Source organism: Hyphomonas sp. ske169 (assembly GCF_056850855.1).
The window spans coordinates 1,082,670-1,094,813 of record NZ_CP096146.1 but is presented as its reverse complement, the minus strand read 5'-3'; the positions used below and the strand labels follow the sequence as shown (position 1 = coordinate 1,094,813).

Annotated in this window: 13 protein-coding genes; 2 read left to right on the top strand and 11 right to left on the bottom strand. The window is 56.2% G+C overall.

Going from position 1 to position 12,144, the window contains the following annotated elements; translation table 11 throughout:
* Window positions 1–8 precede the first annotated feature (8 nt).
* Window positions 9–1,094 (top strand): enoyl-CoA hydratase/isomerase family protein, encoded by a 1,086-nt coding sequence (locus MY069_RS05260; protein ID WP_482796018.1) that lies wholly within the window; start codon window positions 9–11, stop codon window positions 1,092–1,094.
* 284 nt (window positions 1,095–1,378) lie between these two features.
* Here the strand turns inward: MY069_RS05260 and MY069_RS05255 are convergent, their stop codons facing one another.
* Genes MY069_RS05255 through trbB form a run of 11 tightly spaced genes read right to left on the bottom strand, consistent with a single transcriptional unit; the run spans window position 1,379 to window position 10,940 of the window.
* Window positions 1,379–1,693: a DUF736 domain-containing protein gene (locus MY069_RS05255; protein WP_482796017.1), complete on the bottom strand. Its 315-nt coding sequence runs from the start codon at window positions 1,691–1,693 to the stop codon at window positions 1,379–1,381.
* A 3-nt stretch (window positions 1,694–1,696) separates the two neighbouring features.
* A complete protein-coding gene (locus tag MY069_RS05250) occupies window positions 1,697–1,933 on the bottom strand; it encodes a DUF2274 domain-containing protein (RefSeq protein ID WP_482796016.1) in 237 nt (78 codons plus the stop codon).
* Window positions 1,934–1,942: 9 nt separating this feature from the next.
* On the bottom strand, window positions 1,943–3,181 hold the full coding sequence (locus MY069_RS05245) for a TraB/TrbI/VirB10 family type IV secretion system protein (protein WP_482796015.1): 1,239 nt from the start codon (window positions 3,179–3,181) through the stop codon (window positions 1,943–1,945).
* A 5-nt stretch (window positions 3,182–3,186) separates the two neighbouring features.
* Window positions 3,187–4,179 carry a P-type conjugative transfer protein TrbG gene (gene trbG / locus MY069_RS05240; protein ID WP_482796014.1) on the bottom strand — a complete coding sequence of 331 codons (993 nt, stop codon included), beginning with the start codon at window positions 4,177–4,179 and terminating at the stop codon, window positions 3,187–3,189.
* A gap of 4 nt (window positions 4,180–4,183) precedes the next feature.
* Window positions 4,184–4,873: a conjugal transfer protein TrbF gene (gene trbF, locus MY069_RS05235; RefSeq protein WP_482796013.1), complete on the bottom strand. Its 690-nt coding sequence runs from the start codon at window positions 4,871–4,873 to the stop codon at window positions 4,184–4,186.
* Window positions 4,874–4,875: 2 nt separating this feature from the next.
* The gene (gene trbL / locus MY069_RS05230) at window positions 4,876–6,201 is read right to left on the bottom strand and encodes a P-type conjugative transfer protein TrbL (RefSeq protein WP_482796012.1); all 1,326 of its coding nucleotides are present in this window, start codon (window positions 6,199–6,201) and stop codon (window positions 4,876–4,878) included.
* 3 nt (window positions 6,202–6,204) lie between these two features.
* Window positions 6,205–6,912 carry a P-type conjugative transfer protein TrbJ gene (gene trbJ / locus MY069_RS05225; protein ID WP_482796011.1) on the bottom strand — a complete coding sequence of 236 codons (708 nt, stop codon included), beginning with the start codon at window positions 6,910–6,912 and terminating at the stop codon, window positions 6,205–6,207.
* Window positions 6,913–6,923: 11 nt separating this feature from the next.
* Window positions 6,924–9,368 (bottom strand): conjugal transfer protein TrbE, encoded by a 2,445-nt coding sequence (gene trbE, locus MY069_RS05220; protein WP_482796010.1) that lies wholly within the window; start codon window positions 9,366–9,368, stop codon window positions 6,924–6,926.
* Complete coding sequence (locus MY069_RS05215; RefSeq protein ID WP_482796009.1) at window positions 9,362–9,616, bottom strand: VirB3 family type IV secretion system protein; 255 nt, start codon at window positions 9,614–9,616, stop codon at window positions 9,362–9,364. Before MY069_RS05215 ends, trbE begins: the two co-directional genes overlap by 7 nt.
* Window positions 9,616–9,915 carry a TrbC/VirB2 family type IV secretion system protein gene (locus MY069_RS05210; protein WP_482796681.1) on the bottom strand — a complete coding sequence of 100 codons (300 nt, stop codon included), beginning with the start codon at window positions 9,913–9,915 and terminating at the stop codon, window positions 9,616–9,618. The genes MY069_RS05215 and MY069_RS05210 overlap by 1 nt, the downstream gene beginning before the upstream one ends.
* Before the next feature lie 29 nt (window positions 9,916–9,944).
* On the bottom strand, window positions 9,945–10,940 hold the full coding sequence (gene trbB / locus MY069_RS05205; RefSeq protein ID WP_482796008.1) for a P-type conjugative transfer ATPase TrbB: 996 nt from the start codon (window positions 10,938–10,940) through the stop codon (window positions 9,945–9,947).
* 305 nt (window positions 10,941–11,245) lie between these two features.
* On the opposite strand from trbB, the gene MY069_RS05200 reads away from it, so the two are divergent.
* Complete coding sequence (locus tag MY069_RS05200) at window positions 11,246–12,085, top strand: DNA -binding domain-containing protein (protein WP_482796007.1); 840 nt, start codon at window positions 11,246–11,248, stop codon at window positions 12,083–12,085.
* The last annotated feature ends 59 nt before the right edge of the window (window positions 12,086–12,144 follow it).

The window sequence follows — 12,144 nt, the reverse complement described above, 5'->3', positions numbered from 1 at the left end:
GAGTTTCTATGACCATTTCGAATGCAAAAAGACTGCGCGTTGACGGTGATCAGGAGGTCATTTCAGAAATCAACGGCCGGGCCGGAATCATCTCATTAAATCAACCGACCACACTGAACGCTCTGACACGTTCTATGAATGAGAAGATCACTGCGTCATTAAAAAGCTGGCTGAATGACGACCGCGTCGAGCTTGTAATATTAGATCATATGCCAGGCAGCCGAGGGTTTTGTTCGGGTTGTGATGCGCCGAGTTTGGTGGCGATGGGCAAATCCAACATTCGCAAAGCGCAGGGCTTTTTAGCCGATCAGCAGAAGCTGATCCACTTCATAGCAAACTATCCAAAGCCATGCGTCGCCATAATCGATGGTGTCACCGCAGGTTCTGGAGCAGGTCTATCCACCCTCGCGTCACACCAAGTCGCCACTGAAAACACTTTGTTTGCGCTTCCTGAAACAGGCATGGGGTGGTTCCCAGGGTGCGGTGCGACTTGGTTTTTGCCGAAGCTCGAAGGAGAGCTTGGTACATGGTTGGCACTGACCGGCGCTCGTCTCAGAGGGGAAGACGTTGTTGCAGTGGGTTTGGCCTCCCATTTTTGCGGAGCTGAAGAAGTTGCAACGATGAAGGAAGGTCTGTGCAGGCGCGGTGTTGAGGCACTGGGATATGCAAAGACCAGGTTTGAGTTTTCGCTCCAAGATAAACGCTCTGAAATGGACGAGGCCTTTTCGGGCGATTCGATACTGGACATCTTGCGACGCCTGAAATCAGGCAGCCAATGGGCGAAAGCGCAAGCAACAAAAATTGAAGCTAAATCGCCTCTGTCCGTTCGGATCGCGCTAAGGCTTTTGCGAACGGGCGAGTATCTTGGGAGCTTACAAGATGGTCTCAAAATAGAGTACCGGATCGGCTCAAGACTGGTTCATTGTCGAAATTTCTATGAAGGCGTTCGTGCAACCCTAATCGACAAAGATCATGATCCTTATTGGCGTCCAGCTGGCTTGCGATCGATGACGTTTGATATGGTAGCGCCTTACTTCCGTCCACTCGATAAAAAGGAGCTGAGGCTCTCCGCCTTTAACTCTGTTATCCAATGATCTGCTCGTTGCGTTTGATTTCGTCAGGACTAAGCGAGCATATTCACTCTCATGCCGGCCTCTTTACTCTTTACGGTTCATTTTCCGCACCGCCAGCTTGCGCCTGAAACCCGGAAAATCCTCCAACCGGGTCGCCCAGAGATGGTGAGCAAGTCACGTTTTCGAGGACTCTGCAAATTCATGGTCGGAAATCACGGGGCTGGGTCATGAGTAACCAGATTGCGGCTATTTCTGCGCGACGGCTCTGCAGCATTGTCCCAGCTGATCGAGGTTGCGGCCTCTTATCAAAAGGGCTTCGATCGGGTCCAGACCAGGACGCCGGTGGCATCTGCTTTATTCTCGAAAAAGGCGGCTCTGACCGGACGCGCAAAACTCGGATCATCGAGTTGAACGGAGAGGTATGGTTTTTCTCCATCCTTGCTTTCTTCACGCCAGGCTGCGCCGAGTTCTGCTCCGCCCGCGTACACACGAAAGTCTGGAGCGCCTTCATTGGATTTCTTACTATTCGGCACGAGTTGCGCTTTGACATTGATCGTCATCGTCCGGATCGTGCCGGTATATTTCCCGTCCTTTGCGGTGAAAGTACCAATTTGTGCCATGAGTTAGTCTCCATTTTTGGCGATATTTGAAAGGGATTTGCGGGCGCGCTTGAAACCGGCATCTGAACCAAGAAACGTTTCAAGCATCGCAGGAACGAGCGCCTCAGGCTTTTCGGTTTTGCCATAGGTGCGCTTGTAGATTTCGGCATAGTCACCAAGCGCGCTCGCAAGCTCTGGGTCCAAAGCAATTGTCATTCGAACTGGAGTGCGATCGGGCAGTTGAGAAAGACGAAGAGACATGGCGTTTCCTTATGAGTGAGGGCGCAGGATGATGTCGCGGGTTACAATCACACGCACGGGCCATCCTGGACGAACCGTTATCGTTGGTTGAATATTGAGGTTGCGATCCACGACACGCTGCCCAGCCTGATTAAATGATTGACCACCACCATCGCGAATGGCGCGCGCGATATCGTCTTCGTCGTTCGAGCCAAGCTCTGCGCCGATGCCCAGAATGGTCGCAAGACCTGCAGCGACGAAAACCCGATCCCAATGGTGATTTGTTCGATCGCGAAGGCCGGCAAAACCTTGTATGTCAGCGCCGGGAGCGCTGATTTGAATGGACGACCCATCTGGGAAGATAAGTCGATCCCAAACAACCAGCGCTCGATCCTGTCCAAACGAGACTTCCGACTGATAGCGTCCAAGGAGCCTCGAGCCTTGAGGAATGAGCAGGTGGCGACCTGATACCGTGTCATAAACAGGTTGAGTTACTTGGGCGATGATCGTGCCTGGCAGATCGGAGTTGATGCCGGTGATGAGGCTCGCCGGAATCATCGTCCCGGCCATGACCTGGTAAGGCGAAACTGGATCCTCAATGCTTTGAGTATTGTAGATGTCCTGATCCAGCCGCTCGCTCGCAAAATCGATCTTTCGAGTTTGTAGGTTTGCATCTGGCGACGGTCCAAATCCGGCAGGCGCTTGCTGAGCCGCTGCGAGCGCCAGGAGTTCAGAGCCAAGCGGAGAGCTTGGTTGAGAATTGCCTTCAGGCTGTTGCGCGGCGTTTGCGCGGGCCTGAAGCGAAAAGAAAACAGGCGCTCTCGCAGCTTCTTCAGCCAATGCAGCCTCACGCATCCGAGCCGCTCGGGCCGCTTCATCTTCCGGGTTCGGTCGAAAGTCAGATCGTGGTTCCGTGATAAATTGCGGCTCCACGCCCAGCTTGCGTTCCGCGGCAAGAACCGTTGAGCCGAGATCGCCCGCGAGTGGCGGACCCAGAACCGGAGCCGGTCTGACATCGCTATAACTTACCGGCAAAGCAGACAACCCATCAGGCTTGCGGGTATTTTCCACATTATAGAGCTCCGGCCCGGGCGCGGCGCTGGCGGCCTTCGGAGGTTGCAGCGCGACGCTTGCGGCAGCGAACAGTCCGAGCACGCCAAGGCCCGCCCCGACCATCAGGACTTTGCGATTGATGCGTGTGACAGGTTTTGGGTCCGACCGGATTTTCAGCCGCTCTGCATGTTCATCAAACGGGATGGGCTCACTCATGATGCTCACCCGCCAAACAAGGCCGCAAAGCCGGTTCGCGGCTGGCCCTTTTGGATTTTCACGACAGTCTGATGCTTTGTTCCGAGGCGAAGCTCAGCCGCCTGAAACAAACGATCCACGACATAGTAGTTTGATCGGATACGATAATTGACGAGCTCTGCATCGCCGCCATCGCCAAGCACAAAGAGTGGCGGCATGTCGGTCGTCGCGATGCTCGCGGGCATCTGAATGAATACCTGGCGCCCGTCATCGAAAACGCGAACCGGTTTCCAGCTCGGCGTATCGCCGCTCAGGCGGTAGTCGAAATTGAGGCGGTCTAATGTGAGACCTGCCTCGACGCTCGAGGCGGCGCGGACCTCTGCTATTCCATTCCTGGACGTCAATTCGGCCAATTCATCGCTGGGATAACGCCAGGAGAGCGCCGCCATATAGCCGCCATTCACACTCTCGAGTTCAAGATGATAGGTGCGCCGATCGGTAGCGATCATGAGATTGGTGCGAATGCCAGCGCTGATCGGTTTGACCAGCACATGTGCACGCGTGGACGGTCCAGATCCAGACAATGTATCGCCCACGACCCAGCGCACCGTATCGCCCGCCGAAACAGACACCAGTGTTTCGCCGGGTTGCAATGCAATGTCCGAAACCTGACCAGGACTGGAATAGAGGCGATAAAGCGCGCCCTCTGTATAAGGGTAGATTTGAATGGCATTCACATAACCATCGACTGAGGGCTCGATCAAAGCGCTTTGCCGGCCTTTCGCAATGGCGTCACGCGGATGCACGGTTTCGCTATTCGCGCTGGATTCGATGCGTTTCATCTGACCCGGCAAAGGAAGTGGCTTTATCGTTTCGACAATTTCGACGGGACGCGGGTCGGCATCCATCACCAGGGACGCTTCCGCAAATGATTCCTCATTTACTGGTTCTAGCTCCGGCGTCGTTGCGCATGCCACCACGAGTGCGATGAGGCTGGTCGAGAGTATGGGACGGATCATTTGGCTATTCTCCTGTGACAAGGTCTTCGCCCCAATTGAGGCTGTGAACATAAAGGCCGAGCGGATTAGCCCGCAGGGCTTCTGGGGTTTTTGGAGCTTGGGTGATGATCGAAAAAAGGCCGGTAAAACGGGCAGCATCGATGAGCGCGCCATTCTCATAGGTCTTTTCAATCCAGCGGGCCTGAAAACTCGCATCTGAAACACGCACGACGGCGACGACATCTACCGTTCGGGACTTGCGTCCAACATCGGCAAAGGGATCATTGGCGCTTGCATATTCGCTAAGCGTGGTGGCCGCTTGCGCTGTCACATACTCATAGGCGGCGAGCCAATTTTCCCTGACCACGACCGGGTCCGTACTGAGCCCTCGGACCTTCGAAATGAAACCGGCCAGGTGATGCGCAATCTGAGCATCTTGAGGTTCATAGGCTTTCGTGGCCGGGCCAATGGCGGTCGCTGCGCCGGTCTCATCGACTTCAACAATGTAAGGCGTCACGGTCGATTGCAGGCTGCGCCAGACCAGAGCGCCGGATGTAGCAAATGTGAGCGCCAGGCACCCGAGCGCCATTAGTCGCCAATTCTTTGCCTGGACCCGCGCAGATCCTATCCGCTCATCCCAAACTTGCCCTGCTTTCTGATACGGCGTTTCAGGGAAGGGGCTTTGGCCATAATGAACCGTGCTTCTACGAAACATGTCTAATCATCCTTGTCTTTTAAGCTTGGGGCGGCGCCCGCGCTGCCGCGATCGCCATCATGGACGGCGCGCAGCGTCATGCCCGACGCCTGACTGACCCGCTGCTCGGTTTGGAAACGGCGCGCCCAGGCAGCTGGGCGGGCGGTTGAAGGGGTTGCAGATGTTGTACCGCCGTCGCCCGTCCTTGAGCCGCCGGTTGCAGACCAGGCTGCATCTCGCCCATTTTGATGGGCCTGGCGCATTGCTCGGATGGGTCGGCCAGCGGCGCGGCGCGCGGTATCAAGCCCAGCTTGTGCGACACCAGCAATTCCAGCTGCCGCAGCGCTCATTCCTGTTCGACCACTGGAGGCGCTTCCCATTGCATAAGCGGTACGCGCTGAGCCAGTAATCGAAGCGCCCGCTTTCATAGCTGAGGATACGCCCGACGCGGCCGTGCGGGTTGCGGCCAAACCGCCCGCACCAACGACATATGCGCCTGCTCCAACCGCGGCAGCGGTGCCGACGGCAGAACCAGCACCAAGCTGCGGCGCGCCTGTGATTAGGCCGCTTGCAATGCCCGGCGCAAAGACGCCCATCCAGAGAAAGACAATTGCCGCCAGAACCGTGCCCATGACTTGAGCAAGGGTGACATCGCCCGGGCCGCGGAACGCATCCGTTACGGATGCGAAAAGCGTTGAGCCAATACCAATGATAATGGCAAGCACCATCAGCTTGATGCCGGACGTGATGACATTGCCCAGCACGCGCTCTGCCAGGAAGGTTGTCTTGTTCCAGAGCGCAAACGGCACCATCACGAAGCCTGCCAGCGTCGTCAGCTTGAACTCCAGAATGGTAATGAAGAGCTGCACAGCGAGTACGAAAAACGCGACCATGATGATCGCCCAGGCGACGAACATGACAGCAATCATGATGAAGTTGTGAAAGAAGCTGATCGGTCCGAGCATGTCGCCGATCTCTGCGAGGAGGGGCTGGGCGGCACTGAAGCCCACACTCGCAATATAACCTGGGCGCATCAGATCGCCCGCGGTGAGCGCCCCGCCTGTGGCGGTAATCCCAAGCGCAGCGAAACTGTCAAAGATGATCGTAGAGAGCGCGGCGAAATTGCCGATGATGAAAGCAAAGAAGCCGACATAAAGGACTTTCTTTAAAAGCCCCGAGATCACGTCAGCATTCTGGCTAAGCGCCCAGAACAGACCTGCCAGGGTAATATCGATCGCGATCAGCGTGGTTGTCAGATAGGCGACATCACCGGCCAGCAGTCCAAACCCGCTATCAATATAGCGAATAAACGTGTCGAGGAATTGATCGATGACGCTGAGCTCAGGCATGGTCTAGTTTCCCAAGAAGCTCTGCGTGCGGGCTCGTCCGCGGGATTCTTCGGCAAGCTCTTTGGCACGGTTGAGAGCCTCGGCGCGGTAATGCGCGGCCATCATGGATTCGATTTGCATCAGCTGTTCGGTCTGCAGCGCCTCGATCTGATTGCCTGCTTGCAAGGCTTGAAGGTTGCCGGCAGCGGCCTGACTTTCACCAAGTAGCGCATTCAAGCTGTCACTATCCGCGCGCGAGCTTTCAACGATACCCGCTGTGACTGTCAGGCTATGTCGATACGCGGATCTCGATTGTCGCCAACGTCTGCGAGCATCTTGCATGAGGATCTGAGCATCTGGCGGCGTATCACCATAGGTCTCAGGATAGATTTCCTCATACTCACGCTCGACTTCCTGCACCCCATATCCGATGCCTTCGGCGCGGCGCATGAGATCTTCGATGCGCTGCATACGGGCACGGATGTCACTCGCAATGCTATCAGGAAGACGCTCCAGGTCGCGCGCCATATTTTCCAGCATTTCAATTTCATGGGCGAGCTGCTGAACCTGATTGGTAATTTCTTCCAGCGCGCGCACCGCTGACAGAATATTCTGCGTGTGGTTGGCGGGGTCATAAACGATGCCGCCACCGAATTGCGCCTCTGCTGTTTGAGGCGCGATGGCGAACGCCGGTATTGCAGCGAGAGCCACGGATAAGATGTGGGATTTCATGTGGACGTCTCCTATTCAGCCGCAATCAGGTTTGGTTGAGATGGTTTTCCGGGCCATTCGCAGATCAGGTCGCCGGCCCACGGCAAGCCTCTCGCGTGAAGCCAGGTTTCAGCAAAATCATGCGGCTCGCTCTCAGCGACGGTCCGATTGATGAGTTTCTGAGCGTCCGGGTCCGAGGTGCCGCAGAAAGCAAGCGCGATCGGACCAAGGCCAAGCTCAAAGACACGGCATCCGAGCGGGGACTGATAATAATAGTCCTGCTTGGGAGCAGCCTGAGCTATGAGCTCAATCTGACGCTCATTGAGGCCGAAGCTTTGATAGATCTTCGCCGATTGTGGCTCACGGGCGCGATCATTCGGCAAGAAGATGCGTGTCGGACAGGATTCAATCAGAGCCGGTGCAATGCTGGCATTCGCGATGTCGGCAAGTGACTGGGTTGCAAAAACGACCGCGACATTCTTCTTGCGAAGGGTCTTCAACCATTCACGAATTCGTGCCGCAAACACCGGGTCATCCAGAAATAGCCAGGCCTCATCCAGAATGAGCAAGGTCGGCTTCCCATCGAAGCGCGCCTCAAGACGATGGAAAAGATAGGTGAGCACTGCTTCGGCTGCAGCAGGGCTTGCCATCAGCGTTTCCATCTCAAAGCAGCAGATATCCTGAAGCTCCAGCGTGTCGCGATCGCCATCGAGCAAGCGTCCATGCGGGCCTTCAAGCGTGTATGGATGTAGCGCCGATCTGACCTCGTCATCCTGGAGCAGCAAGCAGAGGCCTGTTATCGTGCGCTCGGCTTTTGGAGCGCTCGCGAGTGACTGCAGGGCTTCCCAGATTGCGGCCTTGTGCTGGGGCGTCACTTTCAAACCTTCACGGATGGCGAGTCCGACAAGCCAGTCGGCTGCGAAACTTGCGGCCTGCTCTTGATCCACGTCTTTGAGCGGTTGCAGGTCCGGGCGGTTTGTGCCTCCCAGATCGACATGGGCGCCATTCATCGCGTGCGTCGACGCCCTGGCAGATCGGCCCTTATCGAAGATAAAGACCTGCGCATTTTCGTATCGTCGCCATTGCATCGCCATCAATGAGAGCAAGACGGATTTCCCCGCGCCCGTTGGACCAACGACCAGCGTGTGACCGACATCTTCAACGTGGAGATTGAGTCTGAATGGGGTCGCACCAGCGGTTTGGGCCTGGATGAGAGCAGGGGCGTCCAGATGAGTGTTCTGGCTTTCACCGGCCCAGACCGCGGAAAGCGGCACCATATGTGCTAGATTAAGCGTATGTAGGATTGGCTGGCGGACATTTGCGTAGACATGACCTGGCAGGCTCCCGAGCCAGGCATCTACGGCGTTCAGAGTCTCCTTGATAACGGTAAAGCCGCGCCCATTGATGATGCGCTCTGCGACCCGCAAATGCTCGTCGACTGTTCGCCGATCGCTATCGGCAACCGTAATGGTCGTCGTCACATAGCCATAAGACACAAGATCACTGCCGAGCTCTTGTAAGGCCTGGTCGGCGTCCAGCGCTTTGTTATCCGCGTCATTGTCAACCAGAGCGGCCTGCTCGTTAAACATGGTCTCGCGCAGGACCGTGCTGACCGATTTGCGCTTCGCAAACCAATGCCGACGTTTCCTTGAAAGGAGCTTTTCAGCTTCAGTTTTGTCCATTGCAATGAAGCGCGTCGCCCAGCGATAAGAGAACCCTTGCCGGTTCAGCTCATCCAAAATGCCGGGCAGGGTGGTTGCCGGAAATCCGAGCACGGTCAGCGTTCGAAGATGTGCATCCCCAATCATTGGCTCGAGTCCGCCCGCAAAAGGTTCATCTGCGAGAATTGCATCCAGAAAGACGGGAAGGTCTGGCGTTTTCACCGGATGGCGTTTGGTCGAAATTGTCGAATGGAGATATGTCAGCGTTTCGTCGTCGGAAAGTGGGGAAATCTCAGCGAGACAAGGCGCAAGCAAGTCGAACGTTCGCGCCGCTTGTTGCTGGAAGGTTTCGAGGCGCTGGCGCCAACCCACAGCATCCTCTTGTTCGGCGCGCGTGATCAGGGCTTTTTCGGCGCGGCCGGTTGCATCAGCTGGCGGCATCCAAAGCAGGGTTAAATAGTAAGTGCTGACAAACCGAGCTCCGGCTTCATCGTGAGCGAGTGCGCGTTCCTGATCTACCAGCCATGACGCAGCATCTGGAAAATCGCATTCGGGATAATCATGGGCTTCCTCACGCTGGGCTTCGAAGAAGAGTGCCCAGCCCGATCCAAACCGGCGCAATACATTGTTCACGCGCGCAGTGGTGGAAACGAGTTGATCCTCCGTCGAGCTTTCAAGGTCAGGACCGCGATATCGAAACGTGGTCTGGAAACTCCCATCCTTGTTGAGCACCACGCCGGGTGCGACAAGACAGGCCCAGGGCAGATAGTCTGCCAGAAGGCGAGGGGTGTCGGAAAACTCTTTCAGGTTCAGCATGAGAGATACGCCTTGTGCCGGGTGGAGCGGGAAGAAACGGCCATGAAGTCCGGATCCGAGCGAGCCATGAAGACGGCGGCTGAATGCCCAAGCGCCCAGAAGATGAGCCCCGGGATCCAGAGGCGAAGTCCAAGCGCGAGAACCGCGGCCAGGGTACCGATGGCGATGGCCGCGCTTCTTGGCGCGCCGGCCATCAGGATTGGCTCGGTCAAAGAGCGGTGGACCGGAAGCTCATAGCCGTCGCGCATCAGATGACGGCTCCGCCACCGAACGAAAAGAAGGTCAGGAAAAAGCTCGTCGCAGCAAAGGCGATGGACAAACCAAACACGATCTGAATGAGCTTGCGCATCCCGCCGGATGTCTCTCCAAAGGCAAGCGCAAGACCGGTCAGCGTGATAATGATCACCGCGACAATGCGCGCAACCGGGCCTTCGATCGATTGCAGGATCTGATCGAGCGGGCCTTCCCAAGGCATACCAGAACCGGCAGCCCAGGCCGGCGCGCTCAGCGCGGCGCTGAGGGCTAACACGGTCCCTAGCTTGGTCATTCGATGAATGGATCGGATATGATCAGTGATCATTGCGAGGCTCCTTGTTGAATAAGAGAAAGTGAGCGTCCAGCGAGCGGCTCGGTGTCATAGGACTCACCGTTAAACCCGAGCACGCGAATGGCTTCGGTGACGCGCCGAACACCATTTTCTCGCGACATGAAAACGACGACACTGATGGCTTCGGCAATCAACTCATGCGGCATGCGCGGCATGGCTTCGAGCGCCAGCTGCTCCAGGCGCCGCAGGGCGCCAAGAGCTGAATTCGCGTGTAGCGTTGTGAGACCGCCAGGGTGGCCCGTGTTCCAGGCTTTCAGAAGATCAAGTGCTTCCGGCCCGCGCACTTCACCGACAATGATCCGGTCGGGTCTCAGTCTCAAGGTTGAGCGGACAAGGTCTCTCAGCGTGACCTCATCACCTCTTGTGCGCAGCTGCACCATATTGGCGTTTTGGCAGTTCAGCTCGCGCGTATCTTCAAGAATGACGACGCGATCTTGCTCGATGTCGGGTTCGCCAAGCAAAGCATTGGCGAGCGTGGTTTTTCCCGAAGACGTGCCCCCTGCAATCAGAATATTCTCGCGGGCTTGGATGGACGCCTTTAATGACTGCGCCACCGCTGGCGCAATACTGCCTTTCTCAACATAGTCCTGGAGACTTAGCGGCGAAGAGGCGGGCTTGCGGATAGAAAAGCAGGGCTGCGTCGAGACGGGTGGTAAGAGCCCTTCGAACCGTTCACCGCCGTTCGGCAATTCAGCCGAGATGATAGGGGAGGTCGAACTGGCGCTTTCACCAATCGACGATGCGACGAGCCGAATAACGCGTTCGCGGTCGCCAGCACTTAAGGTGTCATCAGATACTGTAAGGCCAAGTCCGACTTGTTCGAGCCAAATGCTGCCATCCGGATTGGCCATGATCTCGATGACGCCCGGATCCTCCAGCGCAGCGCGCACCACAGGGCAGAAGGCCGTACGCAGCATCATTGTGCGCCGTGAGTCGGTCTCTGCATTGCGGGCGAGCTGCACCATCGGGGAGGTCCTTTCGCATTGATTGCGAGGACCAGACTGGAGGATAGATTCAACCCTGATGAGTGAGAGCGCGGGCCATTAAAAGTGATCGCGCGCCAATTCCTGCAACAGTTTGCAAACTAGATTTGATCTCGTGCGCCAGATTTCAAATTGAAACAATAAAATTGCGTCTCTAACTCGCTCAGGTTGAATCTCGATCTCAATCGTTAAGATCTAGTCTTGTTTTGTTAACGTTCTGGCCTGTCGAATGCCTCGCGATGGCATTTTCATTGCGGCGCACCTCTCTAGCTAGGGAGGCTGGGACAATGAAGACCTACACGCTAAAATCGGACGGAACTCTAAAACGCTATGACTATTTGTGGCGAATGACGCCGGACCGATGGGCCTGGGAATATCTTCGCCGAAACGAGGAGTTTCTTGACGATGCCAGATCATTCAGTCCGGACCACGTTTCGGAACGCTCCGTGTGCCACGGCATTCGGGTTCTAAAATCGCGCGTGCCGCAAACAGTGGCAGAGCGATGGGGCCTGATCATGATGCCCGATCCATCCAAGAACGCCATCGACGCAGACGTGGTCTGGAACGAAAAAGCGTTTCCAGATCAGGTTGAGATCAACGTCATTCCAAGGGGCGAAAATGAAACATGCGAAATCTATGATACCAGCGTCGTCCTCGCGCGAATATCGCACTTTACGGATTCTATCGGCCGCGAGTTTCTGCTGACCCGCGGCAATGGCTGCGTTTTTCAGACGCGGTGCCATGGCATTTCACTTCTCGGAATGGAGCAGGTTCGGATGAAGTTACAAATCTCTGATTTCGAAAGTTATGACCGCAAGGTCAAAGCCCAGCAGGAAGGCATGCGCGTCTTTGGGAACAATCCAGACGCCGAGCCGCCGAAATGGACCAAACGAACCCATATGCTGCGGGATGGGCTAATCGTGCTCGATTCCCTCAAGCTTGGCATGAGCCGCCGCGAGATTGCCATCGTCCTTTATGGCAAGAACAAAGTCGACGATGAGTGGCAAAGCGGGCATATGAAGGACGCTGTTAAATATCTGGTCCAAAAAGCCAAAGCGCTGCGCGATGGCGGATATTTGGTGGAGCTACTCGGCGGGCATGTCGGGCCCGATCGGGTGGCCGCTTGATCCAATAGGTGCGTACGAGGCGACAGAAACCCTATACGCGTTTCCGTATTAACTTGAAA